Genomic DNA, 25161 nt, shown 5'->3' on the forward strand with positions numbered 1-25161 from the left:
CGAAGGCCACCAAGGTCGTGGTGCCAACGTGTCTCCACTACTTCAGCGGCAGCTCGGCCAGCATCACGGCGTACACCGGGGAGTCCGGGAACGGCTGCCGCTCGCCGACCTTCCGGAAGCCCCAGGACTCGTACAGTTCCTGGACTCTGGGGTGCTCCGTGTCGACGAGCAGGACCACCAGGTCCTCATCCCGCTCGTCCAGCAGGCTCCGGGTGACCAGCTCGGCCGTCCCGGTCTTGCGCCACTTCGTGCGGACGGCCAGCTCCGAGTACGAGAAGGTCCGGTCCTTCTCCGGGGCGGGGTCGAGGTGCTCGCGCCACCACTCACGGTAGGGAGTGGACGGGGCACCGTAGGCGAAGGCCACCGCCTCATCACCGTCATACGCGATCACACAGTCGAAGTCTGGGTTGCCGCCCCAGTGGTCGACGAACCAGGGAAAGCGCTGGTTGAACTCGTCATCCATGGCGTCCGCGTAGGCGTCGGCGTGCACATCGATCAGCGTCTGGCGGATCTTCGGCAGGTCGTTGTGCGAGTAGCGTCGGACGACCAGATCGGCGGCGCTCAAGGTCGGCTCCATTCGACTCGGAAGCGGTCTCCCCACTCTTGTGCGACCCCGGCGTCCGACGCAAGGCTGATCAAGTCACGATGGAAGTCACCGAGGAGAGTCCGCATCCGGCCGGGCAGCGGATCGCCCTTCATCAGGTCGAACACCTTGGAGGCCGTGGCGCACGCCTGATCGATGTCCCGCTGGTGGAGCTGGGCCAGAGCGAGCCGCGTGGTGGCCAGAGCCCGGTTCCTGCGGAACTGCTTCGGGATGCCGCTCAGCGCCTTGTGGGAGGCTGCCTCGGCCTCGGCAGGATCCCCAATGCGGTCTCGGACGATGGCGGTGATCGCCGTCAGCTCGGCGCCCCCGTAAAAGGCGACCCAGCTAGGCCTGGGGTCCTCGGGAGCGGCCTTGGTCAGGGCCTCCTGGGCATGCCCCAGGGACCGCAGAGCGGCGTCCCGGTCGCCGAGGTTCGAGTGGCCGATGGCCGTCCTCGCGTGCGCCAAGGAGGCGAACAGCGGGTCTTTGCGCGTGATGGCCGTGGACTGGGCCGCGTACCCGGCGTCGACCGCCTGGGAGTACTCCCGGCGCTGGTGGGCGAGCATCGCGTACGAGTTCCAGACCCTCAGCTCCACCACAGGATCCTGGGCCATCCCGGCCAGGTACAGCGCACGGTTGAGATGCTGCTCGGTCCGGCCGAGCTGACGGGCGTCCAGAGCGCTCCAGGCGGCTGTCGCGGCGTAGTCGGCGGCCACGGAGAAGAGACGCTGCCGGATGCGCTGGGAGGCGGCCAGCTTGAGCTTGTCGAGGGCCTCCCCAACTCCAGCCAGGGCGGCCCGTTCCAGGCCCTCGTGGCCCCCTCGGTTGTCGTCCAGGGCCATCAGGGCATCCAGGCCGGACCGGAGCCGGATCACGTCAGACGTACCGACCCGGGTGGGTCGGGTGTCCGAGACCATGGCGGCAGCGGCTGTGCCGGTGGTGGCGGTGAGGAAGTTCCTGCGCCTCACGGGAGACTCCGGTTCGCTGGCGGGAGGTCTTGCCGTTGGCGGGCTGAAGCCCAGCCTTTCGGCCGTACATGCGAATACTGCCTCCAACGCCTCCCGCTGACGCGGGTGCGGCCACCGGGTTTTTCCGGCGAGCCAGTTCCGGACAGTCCGGTCGCTCACCGTGCCCTCGTAGCCGTGCGAGCTCAGGTACTCGTTGAGGGCCTCGGCCAACTCGGCCTGCTTGAAGCCCGCTTCCCGCATCGCGCTGATGAGGCTCGCGTTCGCCGCCACGTACCCACGGTAGCCACTGATGCTCCATCAGTGATGGCAAGAGCGGGGAATTTTCCGGTTGGCCGTAATGCACACACGGCCGATTTTTCCTCCTCGCCGCGGACGAGCGGTCGTTGACTTAACCAAGGCAGTCGTACACCGACACCCTGAGGTCCAGATGATCGTGTCAGCGAATCCGCGTTCCACGGGGCACCCCGGCTACTCCGAGACCCTCCCCGGTCTGGAGGAGAGCGCCGAGGTCGCCCGCAAGCTCGTACGGACGGCGCTGGCCGCCTGGCACCTGGAAGAGCTGGCCGACACGGGGGCGCTCCTCGTGTCCGAGCTGGTGGCCAACGCGGTCAAGCACACGAACAGTCGGGTGATCCGCGTGGTCATCTCCAGGCCGAGCGAGACGTTCGTACGGATCGGCGTGGTCGACAGGGCCCGGGTCATGCCGGAGATGACCAAGCCCGGGGACGACCTGCTCACCAGCGGCCGGGGGTTACTCCTGATCGACTCCCTGGCCGACCGTTGGGGTGCCGACATGTACCGCTGGGGCAAGCAGGTATGGGCCGAGATGGTCTGCGAGCCGGCCCGATGACCGACGAGTACTGGGAGGCGTACAAGGCCTTGTACGCCCACGTCTGGGAGTGTCCGGACTGCCCGGAGAACTGCGCCGAGGGGGCCGCTCTACGCAAGGCCCTGAGGGAGGCACCATGACCCTCTGCACCAGCGGCGAGCACGAGTTCCCGATCAAGGACGATACTGGGGCCTACTGCCAGGAGCACGGCGTGACCCTGCTGTGGAACCCTCCGGCCTTCGCATGGGATGACCTGCTCGCGGAGCCTTGTCGCCTGCACAGCAGCGCCTTCCCCTGGCTGAGCGGCCTCACGGACGAGGCGGCGTACGAGTTTCTGGACCAGGTAATCCAGGCCGCCCACGACGCCGGGACCCACACCGCCTTCCTCCATGCGCTGGACGTCCTCGTGGCCCAGCACTCCCCTACCCCCACGCTCCCTCACGGGGTCATGCCGTAGAGGCTCCCCCGTCCCCTGTGAGGGCAGAGAAGAGCCCCGGCCACCCGTGCGGTCGGGGCTCTTTCACTGTGGTCAGTCCTCGTCCAGCCACTCGATCTCGTCGTCCGTCAGATCCTCGATCTCGGGGATCTCACCCTTGGGGTGGGTGATCGGCTTCGGGTCCCAGTGCCGGTACTCCCAGCGCGCTTGAGTGGTGATCTGCTCGATACTGTCCGTCGGCATGTGAGCGCGGGCCGCCTCCATGGCAGCGGTAATCACCTCGCCGTACGTGTTCTCCAGTCGGCTGTATCGGGTCACCTTCTCGTTGACCTCGACCTCCAGCTTGATCGTGAGGATCTTCCTGACGCCCACGGGCCCCTCCCTCGTTGTTGGAGGACCAGTGTGATCCGCAACACTGGCAGGCCGCCGGGGATCACCGGAGTTGGCGCCGAAAACCCTCAAGTGAGCGTGTAAATCCGAAACCGTGGTGGGCCACCTTCGGGACGTCCAAGTCCGCCGGCTCAGAGTCACCCCTGTGAAGATCTCCGGCGCTGGAGCCTCGCCCTTCGAGTAGGTGACCGGATCCGGGTCCCAGCGGAGTGCTCACCTTGACGCAGGCCGCCACAGTCGATGCTGGATCGTTTGCGCAGGTCAGGCACCCAGCAGTACCGAGAATGTAAAGGGAGCCCTACTTCCAGCGGCCGAAAGGCCGGTCGAGCGTGTACTTGCCGTCGTCCCCCAGAACGAGCATCCGCATCTCGGCGTTCCCCGGATTCGACAGCGACTCGAACTCGGCGACCGTCCAGTGGAACCAGCGCATGCAGAACAGGCGCATGGCGAGGCCGTGCGTCACGATCAGCACGTTCGGTGGGTGGTCGGGCGCCTCGAAGCTGCGGAACAGGCTCTCCAGGAAGCCGCCGACCCGGTCGTACACGTCGGCTCCGCTCTCCCCCTGGGCGAAGCGGTAGAAGAAGTGCCCGTAGGCGTCTCGGTAGGCCTTCTGCAGGCGGACGTCGTCGCGGTCCTGCCAGTTCCCCCAGTCCTGCTCGCGCAGCCGGGGTTCCTCGCGCACCCGTATGAGATCGGGGTCGAGGTGGAAGGCGCGGAGGGTCTCATGCGTACGCCGGTAGGGCGAGACGTACACACTGACCCGCTCGCGACCGAACAGCTCCCGCAGGGTCTTACCCGTCTCCTCCGCCTGCCGCCAGCCTCGCTCGGTCAGGGCCAGTGCGTGGTCCGGTTCACGCTCGTACACGGTGTCATCAACATTGCCCGTTGACTCCCCGTGTCGGACAAGGACGATGCGCCGTGGTCGTGCCATGCCAAAACCCTAGATCGGATGACGGCCGATCGAGCACTCGTAGGGCCTTCGTACGGCGTAGGTCACACAGATCCCGCACCAGGAGACACACAGAGCGCACCTGTTACGAGTTTGGATGTCAAACCGTCCAGGTCGGCTCGAGCTCCACAATGTCACCGGTCAGGGAGGAAATGTCCGCCTCGGTCTGCGCGCGCAGCGCAAGCCGCTCCACGCGCTCGGTGCGGTACTTGCCGTGCTCTGCCTCCGAACGCCACATCGACAGCACCAGGAACTCGTGCCCCGGCGCCTCCGCGAACAGCCCGCGGATCATGCCGGGCGAACCGGCCATGGCCGGGTTCCACACTTTCTCCTGCATCAGGGTGAAGTGCTCGGCGCGCTCCTCGTGGACCCGGCACAGGGCTACCCGGAGCAGGTCGGAGTCGGTGAAGCGGGGTTCGAAGCCGGTCTTCACGTCGAAGCGGTAGTCGAACAGCCGGACCTGTGCGTCCTTGAAGGTGCCCGCCTGGGCCGCCGCGAGCCGGTCGTGGGAGCGCGCCATGAAGGAGTCGTAGAAGGCACGGCTCTCCCAGAAGGCGAAGACATGCGCGACGGAGGGCCGTCCCCTGCTCCAGCCCCCGCCCTGTCCCCGAAACCCCGGCTCCCCCAGAAGCCCCGCCCACTTTCGCTGCCCCCGTTCGAAACCGCGGCGGTCCACCACGGTGCAGCGAATCCACTTGACCAGCACCGCGCCATGGTAAGGCCACCGGGCGTGGCGTCGGTCACTCTCGGACACAGAGCAGCCGTGCGAGCGTGCACGCGCGCGTGGCAGGATGGACAACCGGCCCTGATGAGCGGGCAGTTCGGGGCGACGGCAGACGGGGACGGGGAGGGGAAGTCCGGTGAACGGCCTCAACAAGGGGATCCGCAAGGTCGAGATAGCGCTGAGGTGGGACCCGAGTCCGGCGGGGCAACCGCCCACCGATCTGGACATAGTGGCCGCCACCTACCTGGCGGACGATCCGCAGGGCGCCCCCGCCTACGTGGTGCACTTCGACAGCCGCTCTCCCGACGGCACCATCTATCTCAACCGGGACAGCAAGGACGGCAAAGGCTTCGGCTGGGACGAGGTCATGACGGTGGAGCTCGACCGACTGGACGCGCGGTACGCGCGCGTGGTGGTCGGTGTCGTCATCCAACAGCGCCCCGACCGCAGGACCTTCGTCAGCGTGATCAATCCCGCCATCCGGATCCGCGAGGGCTACACCGACCTGGCCGAGGACGACTTCGGCGGAGTACTCGGCTCGACGGCAGCGACGGTCGCGGAGTTCGTGCGCGTCCCGTCCGACGGGTGGTCGTTCCACTCCGGGGTCCAGGGCTTCGACGACGACCCGGCCACGTTCACCAGGATCATGGGCCGGTTGCGCCGGTCCTGACCTTCGTCCGGCCCCGTCGGTACGTCTGCCCAGGACATGACGCACGAACGAGGGCGGTGGAGCCGAAGACCGGCCCACCGCCCTGTACCAGGTCATTCACCCCTGGCCGGTGCCGATGGGATCAGCTGCAACCGCTGGTCGAGCCGCAGCCCTCGCAGATGTAGCAGGAACCGGCCCGCTGCATCTTCGTACCGCAGGAGAAGCACAGCGGGGCGTCGGCCTGGATGCCCAGCTGCATCTCCACCAGTTCGGCACTGGTGTGGGCCTGCTTCGGAGCGGGCTTGCTCACCTCGACCTCGGCCTTCGGGCCGGCGACAGCCTTCAGGTCCGTCTGGCGCGGGGCCGACTGGGCCAGGCCCTCGACGTCCACGTCCTCCTCGGTCGGCTCGTACGAACCAGTCTCCAGGTGACGCTGGCGCTCCTCGGCGGAGTGGATGCCGAGCGCGGAGCGCGTCTCGAAGGGCAGGAAGTCGAGCGCCAGGCGGCGGAAGATGTAGTCGACGATCGACTGGGCCATCCGCACGTCCGGGTCGTCCGTCATACCGGCCGGCTCGAAGCGCATGTTGGTGAACTTCGAGACGTACGTCTCCAGCGGCACGCCGTACTGGAGGCCGACGGAGACGGCGATCGAGAAGGCGTCCATCATGCCCGCGAGGGTCGAGCCCTGCTTGGACATCTTCAGGAATACCTCGCCGAGACCGTCGTCCGGGTAGGAGTTGGCGGTCATGTAACCCTCGGCGCCGCCGACCGTGAAGGAGGTCGTGATGCCGGGACGGCCCTTGGGGAGGCGCTTGCGGACCGGGCGGTACTCGACGACCTTCTCGACCTTGGTCTCGACGGCGGCGGGCTCCTCGGCCTTCTTCTCCTCGGTGTCCTTCTTCTTGGCGGACAGCGGCTGGCCGACCTTGCAGTTGTCGCGGTAGATCGCCAGCGCCTTGACGCCCAGCTTCCAGGCCTCGAAGTAGATCTCCTCGACCTCCTCCACGGTCGCCGTCTCCGGCATGTTGACCGTCTTGGAGATGGCGCCGGAGATCCACGGCTGGATCGCGGCCATCATGCGGACGTGGCCCATCGGCGAGATGGCGCGCTCGCCCATGGCGCAGTCGAACACCTCGTAGTGCTCGTGCTTCAGGCCCGGGGCGTCGATCACGTTGCCGTGCTCGGCGATGTGGGCGACGATCGCCTCGATCTGCTCCTCCTGGTAGCCCAGGCGGCGCAGGGCCTGCGGGACGGTGCCGTTGACGATCTGCATCGAGCCGCCGCCGACCAGCTTCTTGAACTTGACCAGGGCGAGGTCGGGCTCGACACCGGTGGTGTCGCAGGACATCGCCAGGCCGATGGTGCCGGTCGGAGCGAGCACGGACGCCTGGGAGTTACGGAAACCGTTCTTCTCGCCGAGGCGCAGCACGTCCTGCCACGCTTCGGTGGCGGCGGCCCAGACCGGGGTGTCCAGATCGTCCATGCGGACGGCCGTGCCGTTGGCGTCGGAGTGCTGCTTCATGACGCGGTTGTGGGCGTCGGCGTTGCGGGCGTAGCCGTCGTACGGGCCGACGACCGCGGCCAGTTCGGCGGAGCGCCGGTAGGCCGTGCCCGTCATCAGGGAGGTGATGGCGCCGGCCAGGGCGCGGCCGCCGTCGGAGTCGTACGCGTGCCCGGTGGCCATCAGCAGGGCACCGAGATTGGCGTAGCCGATGCCGAGCTGGCGGAACGCGCGCGTGTTCTCGCCGATCTTCTGGGTCGGGAAGTCCGCGAAGCAGATGGAGATGTCCATCGCGGTGATGACGAGCTCGACGACCTTCTGGAAGCGCTCGGTCTCGAAGGACTGGTTGCCCTTGCCGTCGTCCTTCAGGAACTTCATGAGGTTCAGCGAGGCCAGGTTGCAGGACGTGTTGTCCAGGTGCATGTACTCGCTGCACGGGTTCGACGCGGTGATCCGGCCGGACTCGGGGCAGGTGTGCCAGTTGTTGATGGTGTCGTCGTACTGGATGCCCGGGTCGGCGCAGGCCCAGGCCGCCTCGGCGATCTTACGGAAGAGCGACTTGGCGTCGACCTCCTCGATCACGTCACCCGTCATCCGTGCCCGCAGGCCGAACCGGCCTCCCTGCTCGACGGCCGTCATGAACTCGTCGTTCACGCGGACGGAGTTGTTGGCGTTCTGGTACTGGACGGACGTGATGTCGTCGCCGCCCAGGTCCATGTCGAAGCCCGCGTCGCGCAGGACCCGGATCTTCTCCTCTTCCTTGACCTTGGTCTCGATGAAGTCCTCGATGTCCGGGTGGTCTACGTCGAGGACGACCATCTTGGCGGCGCGGCGGGTGGCACCACCGGACTTGATGGTGCCGGCAGAGGCGTCGGCACCACGCATGAAGGAGACCGGGCCGGAGGCGTTGCCACCGGAGGACAGCAGCTCCTTGGAGGAGCGGATGCGGGAGAGGTTCAGGCCGGCGCCGGAGCCGCCCTTGAAGATCATGCCCTCTTCCTTGTACCAGTCGAGGATCGACTCCATGGAGTCGTCGACGGACAGGATGAAGCAGGCGGAGACCTGCTGGGGCTGCGGGGTCCCGACGTTGAACCAGACGGGGCTGTTGAAGCTGAAGATCTGGTGCAGGAGGGCGTACGCCAGTTCGTGCTCGAAGATCTCGGCGTCGGCGGGCGAGGCGAAGTACTTGTAGTCCTCGCCGGCCTTCCGGTACGTCTTCACGATGCGGTCGATGAGCTGCTTGAGGCTCACCTCGCGCTGGGGGGTGCCGACGGCACCGCGGAAGTACTTGCTGGTGACGATGTTGACCGCGTTCACCGACCAGAAGTCGGGGAACTCGACGCCACGCTGCTCGAAATTGACCGAGCCGTCGCGCCAGTTGGTCATGACGACGTCACGGTGCTCCCAGGCCACCTCGTCGTACGGGTGCACGCCGGGGGTGGTGTGGATGCGCTCGATACGCAGCCCCTTGGTGACCTTGGCTCCCTTCGCTCGGGAACCTCGTGCCGGACCGCTCGCCGTCTCTGTCATGCCGCCTCCCTGTACGGGCAAAAACGCCCTGAAATGCCACGTTGTTCCCGTGACACGGTGTTCTGTCTTGTGCTGCGGGCACCCACTCGCTACCGCCCGCAACAGGTCTTGGTCCGCCGCCGCCCGGCCGGACCCGGAGCCTGATGTCCGGTTCCGGCCCGCCTGTCAGTCGGCGGCGTGGGCGGGCTCGGGGACCTGCATGGTCCCTCCGCGCCCGCCGTCGTCTTTCCGGCCCCCCGCGACAGCGCCTTCAGCGTCCTCGCGGTCGTCGTCGTCCGCGGCGGGGTGTCCCGTCTGCTCCCTGAGTTCCGCGATGGCGGCCTCGAAGTCCTCGAGCGAGTCGAACGCCCGATAGACGGAGGCGAATCGCAGATAGGCGACCAGGTCGAGCTCCTGCAACGGGCCGAGTATGGCCAGCCCCACGTCGTGGGTGGTCAGCTCGGCGCTTCCGGTGGCCCGCACCGCCTCCTCGACCCGCTGGCCGAGCTGGGCGAGGGCGTCCTCGGTGACAGGCCGCCCCTGGCACGCCTTGCGCACACCGTTGATGACCTTGGTACGGCTGAACGGCTCGGTGACTCCGGATCGCTTGACCACCATGAGCGAGCACGTCTCCACGGTGGTGAAACGACGGGAGCAGTCAGGACACTGGCGGCGCCTGCGGATCGACGTACCGTCGTCGGTCGTACGGCTGTCGACGACGCGGCTGTCGGGGTGCCTGCAGAAGGGGCAGTGCATGGACTCCCAACCCTCCTCACAGCAGACTCAATAGCCTCGCTGGGCCTCATGGGCCCCTCGAAGCAGCCCCAAGCATAGGGGATCCACGAACATGCGCAGTCACGGGGGACCACAACTTGTGGGCTGCTGCTGCCATCCAACCACTAGATATGGGGCTTGGCTCATACACCCAGGCGATATCGCGTGTCGCACCAGGAGACCTCACACGACGCGATCCCGCCGTCACGGCGAGCACGCGAAAAGCCGCCTGACACGCCCCCGTACGACCGTTTCGCCGCGGCGCCTACGGGGATAGCGTGAGCGCCACAAGGAGGAGAGGTGCGACTCTCGCGCAGAGCGGGGCCCGGTTCCCGGTTCAGGGGAGGGCGGATGGCAGACTGAGGCGACACCTCACAAGGTCATCAACCCCAGCAGTGAAGGGTACGACGAAGAGCCCTTCTCTCCGCCGGACAGCGCGTTAGCCATACACCCAGATACATGATCAAGTCAGGCGATCCACGCTTTTTCACTCGAACGTGTGTTTGGCGCAACCTTTCGAAAGCAACTACCGTTGTCCAGCAGGGAGACAATCGAGAGGGGCCGACGTGACCACCACCGCAGACAGTGCCACCATCACCGCCCAGGACCGCTCCCAGGGCCGACTCGAGCCGGTGCATGCGATGAACGAAGCCACGAATCCCGAGGGGCCCAAGCGCTCTCTGCCGGGTCGACCTCCAGGCATCCGGGCGGACAGCTCGGGGCTCACCGACCGGCAGCGGCGGGTGATCGAGGTCATCAGGGACTCCGTGCAGCGGCGCGGATACCCGCCGTCCATGCGGGAGATCGGCCAGGCTGTCGGCCTGTCCAGCACCTCCTCGGTCGCACACCAGCTGATGGCACTGGAGCGCAAGGGCTTCCTGCGCCGCGACCCGCACCGCCCGCGCGCGTACGAGGTTCGCGGCTCCGACCAGGCTGCCACCGTGCAGCCCACGGACACCGCCGGCAAGCCCGCCGCGTCGTACGTCCCGCTGGTCGGCCGCATCGCCGCCGGTGGCCCGATCCTCGCCGAGGAGTCGGTCGAGGACGTCTTCCCCCTGCCCCGGCAGCTCGTCGGTGACGGTGAGCTGTTCGTGCTGAAGGTCGTGGGCGACTCGATGATCGAGGCCGCGATCTGCGACGGCGACTGGGTCACCGTGCGCCGCCAGCCCGTGGCCGAGAACGGCGACATCGTGGCCGCGATGCTCGACGGCGAAGCCACCGTCAAGCGCTTCAAGCGCGAGGACGGCCATGTGTGGCTGCTCCCGCACAACGCGGCGTACGAGCCGATCCCCGGTGACGACGCGACGATTCTCGGCAAGGTGGTGGCCGTTCTGCGCCGCGTCTGAGATCGGCGGCGGACGGGCCTCCTCGATCCGCCCCCCTGACTGGGCCCCGGGATCCCTGCGCCGATTCCGGGGCCCTGTGCTGTGCCCCGACGTTCTTCAAGAAGAAGGGCCTGTCCCCGAGCTGGGACAGGCCCTTCCTCACTGCGCTTGCGCCTGCTGGGCCACCGCGTCGATCGCCGCCAGCGACTTGCGGACCTGATTGCGGTCCGTCGTGTACCAGAAGTCGGGCATCGACGCCTTCAGGTAGCTGCCGTAGCGGGCGGTCGCCAGGCGCTGGTCCAGGACGGCCACGACTCCGCGGTCGCCCGACGCGCGGACGAGCCGGCCCGCCCCCTGGGCCATGAGCAGCGCTGCGTGCGTGGCGGCGACGGCCATGAAGCCGTTGCCGCCGGCGTCCTCCACCGCCTTCTGGCGGGCGCTCATCAGCGGGTCGTCCGGGCGCGGGAACGGGATCTTGTCCATGACCACCAGCTGGCAGCTGGGGCCGGGGACGTCGACGCCCTGCCAGAGCGACAAGGTGCCGAAGAGACACGTCTTCGGATCCGCCGCGAAGTTCTTGATCAGCTCGCCGAGGGTCTCCTCACCCTGCAGCAGTATGGGGAACTCGGGGATACGTGTGCGCAGCTCCTCGGCGGCGAGCTGAGCGGCCCGCATGGAGGAGAAGAGGCCGAGGGTGCGCCCGCCGGCCGCCTGGATAAGTTCCGTCAGTTCGTCCAGCATGTCCCCGCGGTCGCCGTCGCGCGCGGGGCGGGCCAAGTGCTTGGCGACGTAGAGAATGCCCTGCTTGCGGTAGTCGAAGGGCGAACCGACGTCGAGGCCCTTCCACTGCGGCACGTCCTCGCTCTCCGTGCCCTCCGGGGCGAGGCCCAGGGAGGCGCCGACGCCGTTGAAGTCCCCGCCCAGCTTCAGGGTCGCGGAGGCAAGGATCACGGAGCGGTCGGCAAAGAGCTTCTCCCGCAGCAGGCCCGACACGGACAGGGGGGCGACGCGCAGGGAGGCACCGAAGCGGTCGTGGCGCTCGTACCAGACGACGTCGTACTCGGAGCCGTTCACGATCCGCTCCGCCACGTCGTGCACGGTCTCCACGGAGGCGAGCGCCTGCTTGCGGATCGCGTCCTCGTCCTGGACGGACTTGTCGCGGGTCGCCCCGATCGCGGAGATGACGGTGCGCGCGGCGTCGCGCAGCGCCATGAGGGCATAGCCCAGATCCTCCGGGATCTCCTCGAGGCGGCCCGGCAGCGCCAGCTCCATCAGCCGCTCGAAGCCCTCGGCGGCGGTCTGGAGCTGGTCGGCGGCCTTCTCGTTGACCAGCTTCGCCGCGCGGCGTACCGCGCGGTTGACCTGGCCCGGGGTGAGCTCGCCGGTGGCGACTCCGGTGACCCGTGAGACCAGCTCGTGCGCCTCGTCGACGATCAGCACCTCGTGCTGCGGGAGGACCGGGGCGCCCTCGATGGCGTCGATGGCCAGCAGGGCGTGGTTGGTGACCACGACCTCGGACAGCTTGGCGCGCTCACGGGCCATCTCCGCGAAGCACTCGGCGCCGTACGCGCATTTCGAGGCGCCCAGGCACTCCCGTGAGGAGACCGACACCTGCCCCCACGCACGGTCGGAGACGCCGGGGGTCAGGTCGTCGCGGTCTCCGCTCTCGGTCTCGTCCGCCCAGTCGCGCAGCCGAAGGAGGTCCTGACCGAGCTTGCTGGTGGGTGCCGCCGCCTCGAACTGGTCGAAGAGACCCTCCTCCTCGTCCTGCGGCATGCCCTCGTGCAGACGGTGCAGACACAGGTAGTTCGACCGGCCCTTGAGCATCGCGAACTCCGGGCGGCGACGCAGCAGCGGATGCAGCGCCTCGACGGTGCGCGGCAGGTCACGCTCCACGAGCTGGCGCTGCAGCGCCAGGGTGGCGGTCGCCACGACGACTCTCTCCCCGTGCGCGAGGGCAGGCACGAGGTAGCCCAACGACTTACCGGTGCCGGTGCCGGCCTGGACCAGCAGATGGGAGCCGTCGTCGATCGCCTCCGCGACGGCTTCGGCCATGGTCACCTGGCCGGGGCGCTCCGTACCGCCGACGGCGGCGACAGCGGCATGCAGGAGTTCGGGGAGTGAGGGCTTCGTCATAGCGCGACCACCCTACGGCGCGGGACTGACAAACGGGTGGTGAAGGTGGTGGTCAGAGGTGAGGACGGTGGCGGAATCAATGAGGGGCGCTTCTCGGGTCGTGGTGGGCAGAGGGGCAAGGGGTCCGAGCGGGCTCGGCAGGGAAAGCGAAGACTCCATCGTGCAACGGGAACTGGTCCGCACGCCGCCGCGTTCCACTTGTAACGGCGCGACTGCACAGCGTCACAACAGGAAAGGTGGATTCCGGTCTCGAAACATGAGGGCGGCTCGCTTCGCGGGCAGGTCGACCTCGGTGGAGAACCGGAAACCGGCGCTCAGGAAGGCGGCGACGGAGGGGATGTTGCGAAGGTCGGGTTCAGCGACGACGCGCGCACAGGCGGGTCTCTTGTCGAGTACGAGGTCGGCGACGGCTCTGAGCAGAACGCCGCCGAGTCCTCGCCCCCGGTCGCCGGCACCGCCGATGAGGAGGTGGATACCGGTGTCGTGAGGCCGGACGGGATAGTGGCGGGCCAGGGGGTCGAGGTCTGCCCGGTAGATCTCCCAGTAACTCATCGGAGTGCCCTCCAACACGCCGAGACACGGAACGCTGCGCCCGTCGCCGGCGAGTTGGCGACGCAGGTGCTCCTCGGTCAGGGAATCGGGACCCGCCAGTTCCCAGAACGCCGCGACAGCGGGGTCGTTCATCCACCTGCCGATGCGCGGAAGGTCCCTCTCGATCCGCACGGGGCGGAGGTGGAACGCACCGGTGGGCGTGGCGACCGGCCCCCATTCGCCGATGTGGTCGAGCAGGTCGGCCTCGGCTGCCTCTGCTCCCACGAGTGTGAGGAGGTCGTCGGGTGGATGCAGGTCCAGCGTGTCCTGGGCGTCCGTGGGAGGCACAGCGAGACTCCTCTCTCTGAGTGGGATGGCCAGGCCCTCGGCAGCGAAGAGGGTCGGTGATCAGGGATGCGTACGGTTCAGGAATGCAGGGGGTTGGCGATGGTGACGTACACGGACTGGGTGTCGACCGGACCGACGAGTTCGTCGAGGCCGTGCAGCCGGGTCAGCAGGTTGGCCTTGCAGCGCAGGACGGGTGAGTCGAGCAGATGGGCGGGCAGCGAGCTGCGCAGCCGGTCGGGGCCGTGGACGGCCCGGGTGAGAAACCGTCGGAAGGCGGCGAGCAGCAGGCGTTCGTCGGCGAGCCGCTGGGAGCCGAACGCGCCGATGAGTCCGAGGACGTTGTTGATCCCGAGGTAGTAGGCGAAGCGCTCGTCGGTGACCTCGTCGGAGACGAAGGTGTCGCTGCGTTCGCCGATGCCAGGCAACCGGGCGTCGAGTTCCGCGCGGCGGGACTCGCGGAAGTAGTAGCCCTGGTTGTCGCGGTAGCGGCCGCCGGTGGGCCAGCCGTCGGGGTCCAGCAGAAGGAGCATGTTCTGCTGATGTGCTTCGAGGGCGATGCCTGCTTCTCCGTCGAGCCACAGCACGGGACGGACGACCTGCTCCAGGTAGCGCAGGAACCACTCGGTGGCGACGGCCTCGCGCGGGCGGGCCGTCTTCCGAGTGAGGCGGGTGATGAGCGCGGCGAGCCGGGATGGCTGAGAGAAAGCCGGGCCCTGGGCCGGCAGGGACGCCTCGGCCCTGGGGTTGCCCGGTTCCAGGTCCGTTCGGGCGTACGGTCGGGGTGCGACGAGGCCGGCGATGCAGGAGACGTCGTCGGACGGGGTGAACGGGTTGTGCCGGATCACCACGTCGAGCCCCGTCACCGGAAGGCCGTCAGGCCCGTCGACCGCGAGCCAGGCCGGGTCACGGACGATGTCGAAGCCCGGGTGGGCTGCCTGCCATTGCTTCAGCAGACCGGTGCGCAGCAGGCGGTGCACCTCGACACCCCGGTGGAGTTCCTTGCGGAGGTTCTCGCGACGGGAGTTGGTGATGCGCAGCCCCAGCGACAGTTTCAGCATCGCCGGAGCGCCGGAGCGGTAGACGGTTCGGACGGAGGAGGTGGGATGCCACGGGAGGCCGTGGGCACCGAGGTCCCGGAGCAGTCCGGCGCCGAGCAGGGCCGCGACCTCGGGACGGTGACGGGCCTCGCGCAGCTGCCAGGGATGCAACGGCAGGGCGGCGTAGCCGTCGGGCAGCGGCAGCCCGTCACCGGCGAGTCGGGCCGTCAACTGGTCGGCAGGGACAGGGCGTCCGCGCTCGGTCCAGGCGGAGTCGGTGACGAGTACAGAGGGGGCGACAGCGAGCCAGTGCAACGGGAAGGAGCCGCGCAACTCGGGTGAGTACACCGCCGCCTCGGCATCGGAGAGACCTTCGCGGCTCTTGGGCGTCGGGTGGAGGGGATGGCCCAGCACCAGTGCCTGTTCGGCGGCAAGGAACAGGTCGGGCTCGTCGGCCGGGCGTTCCCGGCGGGCGCTGATGAAGGCCGAGGTGCGGCGGACGGAGTCGGCGACGCGGGCAACGAGGTCGACGCCGTCTTTGGGCGTCGTAGCGGGGCGGGCCGGGCCTGCGGAAGCGGCGCTCTGATCCAGGAGAGCGTCATGGACTTCCCCGGCGCGTGGCTCGGTGGTTGCCGCGGCAGGGCCTTGCGTCTTGAGCGTCTCGCGGGCCAGCAGAGCCGCGACCGTGACCGCGTCCGCGGGTGCGGAGTGGTCGGGGGCGTCCGCCAGGTGCGGGAGACCGAAGCGATGCCAGCCCGTGGGGGACCAGTAGCGGACGGGGGTGAGCAGAGCGGTGCCGCTGGCAGGCAGCGGAATGTGCAGGATGCCGTCGCGGGGGGCGGGCAGGCCGGTCTCGCGTGCCCAGCAGCGCAGGAGGCTCTCCACTGCCGCGGCTTGGGCCGCCGTGTGTGGGTCGGAGTGGTTCAGGAGATCGGTGCCGGCGCGGTGCCTCGGTTCGGTGTGGAAGGTGTCTCCCTGTTGGTGGGGGACGGAGGGAGCGGGAGTGGAGAAGGTTGACGGGACGGAGGAGGTCGACGCCGGTGGCTGAGAAGTGGCGGGTGGCTGGTTCGGGATGTCGGCGGGCTGGGGGGACGTCTTCAAGGTCGTTCCTCGTCGGGTGGGGTCGGCTCGGTCGGCGGCGAAACGGGGTGTGGGGGTGGGAGGTGAGCTGTGCGGCGGGCGCTGGACTTCATGTCGCGATGTGGGCTCTCGGAAGGAGCGTCCCGGTGCGGCCTGCTCCCCAGGGCGGGGTCTGCCCCGAGTGGGCGGTGCGCCTGTTCGCTCGTGAGGTATGGGGGTGTCGCCGTGCACGGGCGGCGGGTGACAGGGGTGTACGTGTGAGGCATGTGGGCCTGTCGCCCGGGTCAACTCGTGTCCTGGGCACCGGTCCCATGCCGCGGGGGTGGCCCGGTCGGCTGTTGCGGCGGGTCCGGCTGACCGCGCTCGGCCTGGCCCGCGCGGCCGGTGTGGGTACGGGCCACCGCCGCCATCGCGTCCGCCAGCCGGTCGAGTACCGCGGCTGCCTGCTCGTCGGTGATCGTCAAGGGCGGCAGCAGGCGTACGACGCTGGCGTGGCGTCCGCCGAGTTCGACGATCAGCCCGCGCCGCAGGCACTCCCGCTGGACGGCGACGGCCATGCCGGGGGCGGCGGGGTGAGGTCCCCGAGCGGCGTCCACCGGGGTGCGCATCACGCGAGCCGGGGGGTGAAGCCCCGGCGAGTCAGTCCCGGCCGAACCACCCGCCTGACCGGGGCCGGCCAACAAGGCGGCCCCACCCTGATCAGGAGCCGCCGACAGGGCGGTCATCTCTCGTTGGGCGGGTCCGAGGGCGATCTCTCCCCCAGCCCGGTCCCACGAACCACCCTCGCTTCCACCTTCCCACCCGGGCTCGCTGTTCCCGCATGCCCCCTCGGGGTCCACCATCTCGATCCCGATCATCAGTCCCCGCCCCCTCACGTGCCCCATGCACGGGAATTGCCGGGCGAGTTGCCGGAGTTGGCCCAGCATGTGGGCGCCGAGAGTGGCCGCGCGGTCGGCGAGGCCGTTGGCGCGGACGTAGGCGAGGGTGGCCGTGCCGGCTGCCATGGCGAGTTGGTTGCCGCGGAACGTGCCCGCGTGGGCGCCGGGTTCCCAGATGTCGAGGTCGTCGCGGTAGACGATGACGGCCAGGGGCAGACTGCCGCCGATGGCCTTGGAGAGGACCATGACGTCGGGGGTGACGCCGCTGTGCTCCACTGCCCAGAAGGCGCCGGTCCGGCCGACGCCCGTCTGGACCTCGTCGGCGATCAGCGGGATGGACCGGTCGGCCGTGATCTGCCGCATGCGCCGCATCCAGGCATCCGGCGCGGGAATCACACCGCCCTCGCCCTGGACGGGTTCGAGGATCATCCCGGCCGGCGGGCGCACACCGGACTTGGGATCGTCGAGGACGGACTCGGTCCAGCGGGCCGCGAGTTCGGCCCCCCGCTCGCCGCCGACGCCGAAGGGGCAGCGATAGTCCTGCGGGTAGGGCAGACGCGTCACCCGTACGTCGAAGGCGCCACCGGAGGCTTCGAGGGATCCGGCGGTCATGCCGTGGTACGCACCGGTGAAGGCCAGGACTCCCGTGCGCCCGGTGGCGGCCCGGACCAGTTTGAGCGCGGCCTCCACCGCGTCCGTACCGGCCGGTCCGCAGAACTGCACGCGTGCGCGGCCGGCGAGCTCCGGCGGCAGAGTTCGGAACAGCTCGGTGATGAAGGCGTCCTTGACGGGGGTGGCCAGGTCGAGGACGTGCAGGGGCGCACCGGAGTCGAGGACCTTGCGGATGGCCTCCAACACGACAGGGTGGTTGTGGCCGAGTGCCAGGGTGCCGGCGCCCGAAAGGCAGTCGAGGTAGCGGCGGCCGTCAGCGCCCTCGATGGTCAGTCCGCGTGCCCGTACGGGCACGATCGGCAGGGCGCGCGCATACGTGCGCGCCGCCGACTCGCGCGCCGACTGCCTCCGCAGGATCCCCTCGTGTGCCGGACGCCCACCCGTCGGGGGCGCGACAGCGGGGTCGACTGCCTCGCCGACAGGTCTCCCGGCCTCGGGCGCCCCGGCGAGGGGGCTCCTGATGGCGGAAGCCTCAGCGGCTGGTGTTCCGACCACGGCCGTTCGGGCAACCGGCGTCCCGCCAAGGGATTTGTCGACAAAGGAATCCTCCGTGACGAGCGTCTCAATGGCAGACGCCCTGGCCGAGGGCGTCCGGTCCGAGCAAGGCCCGTCCGAGCGCGGCCCGGCAACGGACGCCCCACCGACAGGCGCCTCACCAACCGGCACCCCCACGGCAGCCACCCCGACAGCGGACACGGCAGCGCCAGTCACCCCAGCGGCAGGACCCCAGTCGGCAGAAGCCCCGGCGATGTCCGCCTCCGCGGCAGCGCACCCACCACCAGGACGCCCCGAAGGCGCCTCCCCCGGCACAGGTTCGGTCACGGCCACGGCTCCCTGTCCTCCCGCTGTCCAGAGGCGAGTTGGTGCATCGCGGTGGGGCAGTCGGCGTCGGATCCGTCGGCCTCGGCGCAACGGCGTCTCCCGCGCCCTCGGTGGATTTCCGCACGGAGGGCCGCACGCGGGCGGCAGGCCCCACGGCTACCAACCCCGAAGGGTCCAGCGGGTTACGGGTTGTCTCAAGATCATTGTCGTGACGGAACCTCTGCCCCACGTCTCCGGCTTGACCCGCCGGGCACGGCCCCGCGGCATCTGCGCGACAGGAGACGTCCCGTTGCGCGAGCGGAACAGCCTCTCGGGGAAATGGCCAGATCAAACAGCCCGTAGCGAAACCGTTGCCGTTCCATCGGGAGTCCCCCTCACCGAGCGCATATCGTGTGATGCCGTTCCACAAGGCCGTGAGACCCGCGTGAACAGGACGTGAGATCGCCCTGAGTTCAGCGGCGGGGAACGGCCACCGCTCGAAGTTCGTTGACAGCAGGGGGAGTCAGACCATGCGATCCATACGGCCGTCGTTCACCGCCCGACGAGGGAGGAACGCCCGCCGCAGAACCTCCCCCGTGCTGGGCGCCGTTGCCCTCGCCTCGGTGCTCGCGCTCACCGCGACCGCCTGCGACTCGGGCGACGCCAACGCGGACGGTCAGGCCACCGCGTCCGCCTCGGCCGACGATGACGGAAAGATCACGATCCCGGACGACATCAAGGACCGGCTCAAGGAGCACGGGATCGACCTCGACAAGTGGAAGAACGGCGCTTGGAAGGACTGGGACAAGGACGACTGGCTGCGTGAGGCGCAGGACTACATCAACCCGATCATCAAGGGCCTGTGGGACCCGGACCGGATGCGTGAGGCCGAGGACCCGGACCGGGGTGTCGACGACAGTGACCTCTCCGATGACCAGGGCGTGACCGACCCGACACCGGAGGCGGTGGACGCGGCGGCCGTTCCGGCCACGTATCACGCCAACGCTCCCGAGGCGGGCAAGGTGTTCTTCGACTCCCCCGAGGGCACCATGGTCTGCTCGGCGACGGTCGTACAGGACCCGGCCCACCCCGGGAAGTCCAACCTGGTGTGGACGGCGGGCCACTGCGTGCACGCCGGCAAGAACGGCGGCTGGTACCGCAACATCGCGTTCGTGCCGTCGTACAACGACGCGGGCAAGTCGGCCGAGGAGTTGCAGACGGCCACCAAGGAGGAGGCCGCGCCGTACGGGGTCTGGTGGGGTGACTGGGCGCAGACCTCGGACCAGTGGATCGAGCAGGGCGGCCAGACGGGCGGTGACGGTGCGCCGTACGACTTCGCCGTCATTCATGTGACGCCCGAGGAGGGCGGTTCGGGCAAGTCGCTGGAGGAGACGGTCGGTTCGGCGCTGCCGGTGGACTTCGCGGCGCCGGCCGTGACCAAGGTGAAGAGCATCACCGCGACGGGTTACCCGGCGGCGGCGCCGTACGACGGACAGAAGTTGTACCAGTGCCAGGACAAGCCGGGGCGGCTGTCGCTCAACGCCACGGACCCGACGATGTACCGCATCGGCTGCACGATGACCGGCGGCTCGTCCGGCGGAGGCTGGGTGGCGACGGGCTCGAACGGCAAGCCCGCGCTGGTGTCCAACACCTCGATCGGCCCGGTGGACGCGGGCTGGCTCGCGGGACCGCGGCTGGGTGAGGTGGCCAAGGGCGTGTACGACTCCGTGAGCGAGAAGTTCGCCGGTCAGTGATCCACGGCGGTGGGGTGTCACGGGAACCTTCACCACCCCACCGCCGTTCGTCCCGAATTCCAGGGGCATAGGGGGTGCTGTCTCCGGCGATCTCCGTGTGGAGACGTCGGCGTCATCTGACAAGAACATGACACTCCACGTCCAAGGGACATCGCACCATGCGTTCCACACGTACGCCTGTCGCGCGCCTGCGCGGCCGGCGGCGCTCTCTTCTCGCCACCGGGCTCGTCGCCGCCCTGGCGCTGACCGCGACCGCCTGTGCCGGTTCCGGTGACGGCAAGGCCGACGCCTCGGCCTCCGCGTCCCAGGCTGCCGCCGGTGACGGCAAGGTGAGCATCCCGTCCGACATCGCCGACAAGCTCAGGGAGCACGGCATCGACGTCGACGACTGGGCCAGCGGCGGCTGGCAGGACTGGGACAAGGACAAGTGGCTCAGTGCGGCCAAGGACCTCGTGAACCCCGTGATCGAGGGCCTGTGGAAACCGGAGCGGATGCGGTCCGCGAAGGAGGCCGACAAGACGGTCACGACGAAGGACACGGCCGCCGGCCAGGGCGTCAGCGACCCGGAGCCCACACCCGTCGAGGCGGAGGCCGAAAAGACGCCGTACCACGAGAACGCGGCCCCGGTCGGCAAGGTCTTCTTCGACTCGCCCGAGGGCACGATGGTCTGCTCGGGGACCGTCATCTCGGACGTGAACCACCCGGGCAAGTCCAACCTGGTCTGGACGGCCGGCCACTGCGTGCACGCCGGCGGCGAGGGCGGCTGGTGCCGCAACATCGTCTTCGTCCCGGCCTACAACGACCTCGGCAAGTCCGAGGGCGGAGCTGGGCAACGCGACAGCCTCGCAGATCGCTCCCTACGGCAACTGGTGGGCCGACTGGGCCACGACGTCGAACGAGTGGATCGAGGGTGGCTCGGACACGGGCGGTGCGGGCGCCGCGTACGACTACGCCGTGCTGCATGTGACGCCCGAGACCGGCTCGACGTCGCTGGAGGAGACCGTCGGCGGGGAACTGGACGTCGACTTCTCCGCGCTGTCGGCGACCGAGGTCGACGCGATGGGCGCCTGGGCTACCCGGCGGCGGCGCCGTACAACGGGCTGAAGATGTTCAAGTGCATCGACCGGCCGGGGCGGCTGTCGCTGAGCCCGTCGCTGCCGACGATGTACCGCATCGGCTGCACGATGACCGGCGGTTCCTCCGGCGGCGGCTGGTTCCGGACGGTGGACGGCGAGACCAAGCTGGTCTCCAACACCTCGATCGGCCCGACGACCAACACCTGGCTGGCGGGCCCACAGCTCGGCCCTGAGGCCCAGGCGCTCTACGAGAACATGAGCGAGACGTACGGCGGTCAGTGACCCGTACACACCGTAGGCCCGCCCTCCGCTCGTCGCGGAGGGCGGGCCTACGTAGGTGGGGATGTCAGGCCAACGGTGCCGGAACGTACGGCGCCAGGTCGGCCGCCAGTTCCTCGTGCACCCGCACCTTCAGCAGGGTGCCCTCCGCCGTGTGCTCCGCGGAGATCACCTCGCCCTCGGTGTGGGCACGGGCGACCAGCTTGCCGTGCGTGTACGGCACGAGCGCCTCGATCTCGACCGACGGACGCGGCAGCTCATTGTCGATGAGCGCGAGCAGCTCATCGATGCCCTGGCCGGTGCGGGCCGAGACCGCGATGGAGCGCTTCTCGATCCGCATCAGCCGCTGGAGCGTCAGCGGGTCGGCCGCGTCGGCCTTGTTGATCACGACGATCTCGGGTACGTCGATGGCGCCGACGTCCCGGATCACCTCACGCACGGCGGCCAGCTGCTCCTCCGGGTTCGGGTGCGAACCGTCCACCACGTGCACGATCAGGTCGGACTCGCCGACCTCCTCCATGGTGGAGCGGAACGCCTCGACCAAGTGGTGCGGCAGGTGTCGCACGAAGCCGACGGTGTCGGCCAGCGTGTACAGGCGGCCGCTCGGGGTCTCGGCCCGGCGCACGGTCGGGTCGAGGGTCGCGAACAGCGCGTTCTCGACGAGCACGCCCGCGCCCGTGAGGCGGTTGAGCAGCGAGGACTTGCCGGCGTTGGTGTAGCCCGCGATCGCCACGGACGGCACCTTGTGGCGCTTGCGCTCCTGCCGCTTGATCTCGCGACCGGTCTTCATCTCCGCGATCTCCCGGCGCATCTTCGCCATCTTCTCGCGGATCCGACGCCGGTCCGTCTCGATCTTGGTCTCACCGGGACCACGGGTGGCGAGGCCACCGCCCTTGCCGCCGCCCATCTGACGGGACAGCGACTGACCCCAGCCTCGCAGCCTCGGCAGCATGTACTGCATCTGCGCGAGGGCGACCTGCGCCTTGCCCTCTCGGGACTTGGCGTGCTGGGCGAAGATGTCGAGGATCAGGGCCGTACGGTCGATGACCTTGACCTTGACGACGTCCTCGAGGTGGATCAGCTGGCCCGGGCTGAGCTCACCGTCGCAGATGACGGTGTCCGCGCCCGTCTCGAGGACGATGTCACGCAGCTCGTCGGCCTTGCCGGAACCGATGTAGGTGGCCGCGTCGGGCTTGTCACGGCGCTGGATCACACCGTCGAGCACCAGCGCGCCCGCCGTCTCCGCGAGGGCGGCGAGCTCCGCGAGGGAGTTCTCCGCGTCCTGTACGGTCCCCGAGGTCCAGACGCCGACGAGCACGACCCGCTCCAGGCGGAGCTGACGGTACTCGACCTCGGTGACGTCCTCGAGCTCGGTGGAGAGGCCCGCGACGCGACGCAGGGCCGCGCGCTCGGAGCGGTCGAACTGGTCGCCGTCCCGCTCTCCGTCGATCTCGTGGCTCCAGGCGACGTCCTCTTCCATCAGGGCATCGGCCCGAAGACCTTCGGGGTAGGCGTGCGCGAAGCGCTTGGTGTCCTGGGAAGGGGAAGAAGAGGAGGTCATTGGGTCCTTACGTCGTTGGGGATGCCGATTCGGCGGTCACTGTGGACAACGCACGAGTACCCCGGGAGATTCCCGTGTCCCGTGCCGCGCCGACCTGACGATGGTCGCACGGTACGGCCCGTCTCGTCACCGTCTTATTTCGGGGCCTTGGCAGCGGGTGCGGCCGCCTTCCACTCCGGGTGTCCGGGCATGGCCGGGGTCTTCTCGCCGTACAGCCAGCTCTTGAAGAAGGCTTCGAGGTCGTGTCCGGAGATCTGCTCGGCGAGGCGCTGGAAGTCGGCGGTGGTCGCCGTGGAGTCCCTGTGGACACGCACCCAGGCGTTCTCGAGCTGGTCGAACGCCCGCCTGCCGATCTCCTGGCGCAGGGCGTACAGCACGAGGGCCGCGCCGTCGTACACGTTCGGACGGAAGATGCCGATCTTCTGGCCGGGCTGGGGCGGCTTGGGAGCCGCGGGCGGGCCGCCGGCCGCGCGCCACCGGTCAGAGGCGCCGTACGCGGCCTTCATGCGCGCCTCCAGGGTGTGGTCGGCCTTCTCCTCCGCGTACAGGGCCTCGTACCAGGTGGCGTGCCCTTCGCTGAGCCAGAGGTCGGACCAGGTGCGTGGGCTGACGCTGTTGCCGAACCACTGGTGAGCCAGCTCGTGCACCATGACCGACTCGACGTACCACTTGGGGTAGGTGGACCCGGTGAACAAGCCTCTCTCGAAGAGAGAGAGGGTCTGCGTCTCGAGTTCGAAGCCGGTGGTGGCGTCGGCGATGAGCAGGCCGTACGTCTCGAAGGGGTAGGGACCGACCTTGTTCTCCATCCAGGTGATCTGGTCGGGGGTCTTCTTCAGCCACGGTTCGAGGAGACCGCGGTCCTTGGTGGGCACGACATCCCGAAGGGGCAGTCCGTGCGGGCCCTCGCGGTGCAGGACGGTGGAGCGGCCGATCGACACCTGGGCGAGCTCGGTGGCCATGGGGTGCCCGGTGCGGTACGTCCAGGTGGTCGCGCGGCCGACTCGGTCGACGCCGGTCGCCAGTCCGTTGGCGGCAGCCGTGTAGCCGGCGGGGGCGGTGACCCGGATGGTGAACATCGCCTTGTCGGAGGGGTGATCGTTGCACGGGAAGACCCGGTGGGCGGCGTCGGCCTGGTTGGCCATGGCGAGGCCGTCCGCGGTCCGCACCCAGCCGCCGTCCCGCTCCTTGGTACTCACCGGGTCGCTGGTGTGGCGCACGGTGATGCGCATCCTGTCCCCCTGGGGCAGCACGTCCTGTGGCGTGATCACCAGGTCCTCACCGGCACTGGCGAAGGTGGCCGGCTCGCCGTCGACCTCGACGGACTCGACCTTGCCATGGGCGAAGTCGAGGTTGATCCGGTCCAGAGCGGCCGTCGTCCAGCCGTCGATGGTGGTGACCGCCTGGAGCGGCTTGCTGTTGCTCCCGGAGTAGGTGAAGGACAGGTCGTACGCCGCCACGTCGTACCCGGGGTTGCCCAGGTACGGGAAGAGACGGTCGCCGACACCGAGCGGGTTCGCCGGTGCACCAGCGGCGACGAGACAGACGGCGACGGCCGAGGCGAGGAGGGTGGACTTGAGGCGACGGGAGCGGGCGGTTCGGGGCCGGGCGATGCCGGTGCCGTGGCGGCGGGCATGGGCGCGAGCGGTGAGCAGCATGCACCACCGCTACCAGCGCCCGGCGTACGCCTCAGCGACGACGCGCGACCGGCCCACTCGAACGGGTTGCCTACGCGTGCGTGGAGGTGGTGACTGGAGGAATGGCCTGGCGGTGAGCGTCGGCCGGGGGGGTGAGCGGCTGAGCGACCGGGGGGGAAAGTACGGCGCAGGTCGTGAAAGGGCAGGTCGCGAAAGGGCGGATTGGGCCAGGGTTGGGGGCGTGCGCCCCGGGAGATGCGCCGAGCGTAGTGAGCATCCGGGGTGCTGCCGCGATGCCTCCGCGCGCGAGGTGGGCGGCGCGTGCGCTCGGGGCGGGAGAGGGCGGGTACTCCCGGGGAGGGCGGGCGCTCCCCGGGATGGGGCCTGCGCCGGAGCGCGGGCAGACGGTCGTCCGCCGGCGCATTGCCCGGAACGCGCGCCCCCGAGGTACGCCCTCGACTACTAAGCCGCGGGCAGGTGCTTCCACGCGCGGGCGGGCGTGATGCGGGCTTGGCGGCATGATCAGGGGCGTGCACTCCCGCGGGGGGCGTGTTGGCGGCCGCGGGCGCCCGGTGCGAGGGGCGTGCGCTCCGAGAGGGGGGTCTGCGCCCGGAGCGCGGGCAGACGGTCGTCCGCCGCCGTACGGTCCAGGACGTGCCCTTCCGGCCGCCGCGTGCCCCAGCAAGGTCGGGCCTACCGGCGTACGCCCCCGGCTCGTACCGAGAGCCACGCGCCGG

18 protein-coding genes and 1 pseudogene are annotated in these 25161 nt (G+C 69.3%); 6 read left to right on the forward strand and 13 right to left on the reverse strand.

All coding sequences use genetic code 11. The features are described from left to right. Window positions 1-37: 37 nt before the first annotated feature. Together IE263_RS22505 and IE263_RS22510 are read right to left on the reverse strand one after the other, a co-directional pair. Window positions 38-577, reverse strand: a complete 540-nt coding sequence (locus IE263_RS22505) for a GNAT family N-acetyltransferase (RefSeq protein WP_189939428.1) — start codon at window positions 575-577, stop codon at window positions 38-40. Continuing rightward, complete coding sequence (locus tag IE263_RS22510; protein ID WP_229911102.1) at window positions 562-1821, reverse strand: NsdA family TPR-like regulatory protein; 1260 nt, start codon at window positions 1819-1821, stop codon at window positions 562-564. Before IE263_RS22510 ends, IE263_RS22505 begins: the two co-directional genes overlap by 16 nt. Before the next feature lie 157 nt (window positions 1822-1978). Here IE263_RS22510 and IE263_RS22515 point away from each other — a divergent pair, with 157 nt between their 5' ends. Both IE263_RS22515 and IE263_RS22520 read left to right on the forward strand, forming a co-directional pair. Then, window positions 1979-2401 (forward strand): ATP-binding protein, encoded by a 423-nt coding sequence (locus IE263_RS22515; RefSeq protein ID WP_189939429.1) that lies wholly within the window; start codon window positions 1979-1981, stop codon window positions 2399-2401. 115 nt (window positions 2402-2516) lie between these two features. Next, complete coding sequence (locus IE263_RS22520; RefSeq protein WP_189939430.1) at window positions 2517-2837, forward strand: hypothetical protein; 321 nt, start codon at window positions 2517-2519, stop codon at window positions 2835-2837. A gap of 72 nt (window positions 2838-2909) precedes the next feature. On the opposite strand, the gene IE263_RS22525 is transcribed toward IE263_RS22520, so the two are convergent. The 3 genes from IE263_RS22525 to IE263_RS22535 all read right to left on the reverse strand — a co-directional run bounded on the left by IE263_RS22525 (window position 2910) and on the right by IE263_RS22535 (window position 4861). After that, window positions 2910-3188 carry a hypothetical protein gene (locus IE263_RS22525; RefSeq protein ID WP_189939431.1) on the reverse strand — a complete coding sequence of 93 codons (279 nt, stop codon included), beginning with the start codon at window positions 3186-3188 and terminating at the stop codon, window positions 2910-2912. Between the two features lie 316 nt (window positions 3189-3504). Further along, window positions 3505-4137, reverse strand: a complete 633-nt coding sequence (locus IE263_RS22530; RefSeq protein ID WP_189939433.1) for a histidine phosphatase family protein — start codon at window positions 4135-4137, stop codon at window positions 3505-3507. A gap of 118 nt (window positions 4138-4255) precedes the next feature. Then, window positions 4256-4861, reverse strand: coding sequence for a YdbC family protein (locus IE263_RS22535; protein WP_189939434.1), 606 nt, complete (start codon window positions 4859-4861; stop codon window positions 4256-4258). A gap of 154 nt (window positions 4862-5015) precedes the next feature. Between IE263_RS22535 and IE263_RS22540 the strand changes: the two genes are divergently transcribed. Next, complete coding sequence (locus IE263_RS22540; RefSeq protein ID WP_189939436.1) at window positions 5016-5549, forward strand: TerD family protein; 534 nt, start codon at window positions 5016-5018, stop codon at window positions 5547-5549. Between the two features lie 121 nt (window positions 5550-5670). Here the strand turns inward: IE263_RS22540 and IE263_RS22545 are convergent, their stop codons facing one another. Together IE263_RS22545 and nrdR are read right to left on the reverse strand one after the other, a co-directional pair. Then, window positions 5671-8559, reverse strand: a complete 2889-nt coding sequence (locus IE263_RS22545; RefSeq protein WP_189939438.1) for a vitamin B12-dependent ribonucleotide reductase — start codon at window positions 8557-8559, stop codon at window positions 5671-5673. A 165-nt stretch (window positions 8560-8724) separates the two neighbouring features. Further along, on the reverse strand, window positions 8725-9294 hold the full coding sequence (nrdR, locus tag IE263_RS22550) for a transcriptional regulator NrdR (protein ID WP_189939440.1): 570 nt from the start codon (window positions 9292-9294) through the stop codon (window positions 8725-8727). 584 nt (window positions 9295-9878) lie between these two features. Between nrdR and lexA the strand changes: the two genes are divergently transcribed. Then, complete coding sequence (gene lexA, locus IE263_RS22555) at window positions 9879-10658, forward strand: transcriptional repressor LexA (RefSeq protein ID WP_189939442.1); 780 nt, start codon at window positions 9879-9881, stop codon at window positions 10656-10658. 138 nt (window positions 10659-10796) lie between these two features. Here lexA and IE263_RS22560 read toward each other — a convergent pair whose 3' ends face one another. From IE263_RS22560 to IE263_RS22575, 4 genes are all read right to left on the reverse strand, one after another. Next, window positions 10797-12773 (reverse strand): ATP-dependent DNA helicase, encoded by a 1977-nt coding sequence (locus IE263_RS22560; protein ID WP_189939443.1) that lies wholly within the window; start codon window positions 12771-12773, stop codon window positions 10797-10799. Window positions 12774-12995: 222 nt separating this feature from the next. After that, window positions 12996-13652, reverse strand: a complete 657-nt coding sequence (locus IE263_RS22565; protein ID WP_308430644.1) for a GNAT family N-acetyltransferase — start codon at window positions 13650-13652, stop codon at window positions 12996-12998. A 77-nt stretch (window positions 13653-13729) separates the two neighbouring features. Next, entirely contained in the window at window positions 13730-15790 is a 2061-nt protein-coding gene (locus IE263_RS22570; RefSeq protein WP_189939445.1) for an IucA/IucC family protein, read from the reverse strand. Window positions 15791-16053: 263 nt separating this feature from the next. After that, on the reverse strand, window positions 16054-17676 hold the full coding sequence (locus IE263_RS22575; RefSeq protein WP_229911109.1) for a diaminobutyrate--2-oxoglutarate transaminase family protein: 1623 nt from the start codon (window positions 17674-17676) through the stop codon (window positions 16054-16056). Between the two features lie 974 nt (window positions 17677-18650). On the opposite strand from IE263_RS22575, the gene IE263_RS22580 reads away from it, so the two are divergent. Both IE263_RS22580 and IE263_RS22585 read left to right on the forward strand, forming a co-directional pair. After that, the gene (locus IE263_RS22580) at window positions 18651-19874 is read left to right on the forward strand and encodes a trypsin-like serine peptidase (protein WP_189939447.1); all 1224 of its coding nucleotides are present in this window, start codon (window positions 18651-18653) and stop codon (window positions 19872-19874) included. A 158-nt stretch (window positions 19875-20032) separates the two neighbouring features. Further along, window positions 20033-21232: pseudogene (locus IE263_RS22585) on the forward strand (trypsin-like serine peptidase). 64 nt (window positions 21233-21296) lie between these two features. Here IE263_RS22585 and hflX read toward each other — a convergent pair. Both hflX and IE263_RS22595 read right to left on the reverse strand, forming a co-directional pair. Continuing rightward, window positions 21297-22790 carry a GTPase HflX gene (hflX, locus tag IE263_RS22590; protein ID WP_189939448.1) on the reverse strand — a complete coding sequence of 498 codons (1494 nt, stop codon included), beginning with the start codon at window positions 22788-22790 and terminating at the stop codon, window positions 21297-21299. Between the two features lie 134 nt (window positions 22791-22924). Beyond that, on the reverse strand, window positions 22925-24445 hold the full coding sequence (locus IE263_RS22595; protein WP_189939450.1) for a M1 family metallopeptidase: 1521 nt from the start codon (window positions 24443-24445) through the stop codon (window positions 22925-22927). Window positions 24446-25161: the final 716 nt, after the last annotated feature.

The organism is Streptomyces aurantiogriseus (genome assembly GCF_014649375.1).
Lineage (GTDB): Bacteria > Actinomycetota > Actinomycetes > Streptomycetales > Streptomycetaceae > Streptomyces > Streptomyces aurantiogriseus.

Coding starts and splice junctions, on each gene's coding strand:
- IE263_RS22505 (WP_189939428.1), bottom strand. CDS start 577: ATGGAGCCGACCTTGAGCGCCGCCGATCTGGTCGTCCGACGCTACTCG.
- IE263_RS22515 (WP_189939429.1), top strand. CDS start 1,979: ATGATCGTGTCAGCGAATCCGCGTTCCACGGGGCACCCCGGCTACTCC.
- IE263_RS22520 (WP_189939430.1), top strand. CDS start 2,517: ATGACCCTCTGCACCAGCGGCGAGCACGAGTTCCCGATCAAGGACGAT.
- IE263_RS22530 (WP_189939433.1), bottom strand. CDS start 4,137: ATGGCACGACCACGGCGCATCGTCCTTGTCCGACACGGGGAGTCAACG.
- IE263_RS22545 (WP_189939438.1), bottom strand. CDS start 8,559: ATGACAGAGACGGCGAGCGGTCCGGCACGAGGTTCCCGAGCGAAGGGA.
- nrdR (WP_189939440.1), bottom strand. CDS start 9,294: ATGCACTGCCCCTTCTGCAGGCACCCCGACAGCCGCGTCGTCGACAGC.
- IE263_RS22560 (WP_189939443.1), bottom strand. CDS start 12,773: ATGACGAAGCCCTCACTCCCCGAACTCCTGCATGCCGCTGTCGCCGCC.
- IE263_RS22580 (WP_189939447.1), top strand. CDS start 18,651: ATGCGATCCATACGGCCGTCGTTCACCGCCCGACGAGGGAGGAACGCC.
- hflX (WP_189939448.1), bottom strand. CDS start 22,790: ATGACCTCCTCTTCTTCCCCTTCCCAGGACACCAAGCGCTTCGCGCAC.
- IE263_RS22595 (WP_189939450.1), bottom strand. CDS start 24,445: ATGCTGCTCACCGCTCGCGCCCATGCCCGCCGCCACGGCACCGGCATC.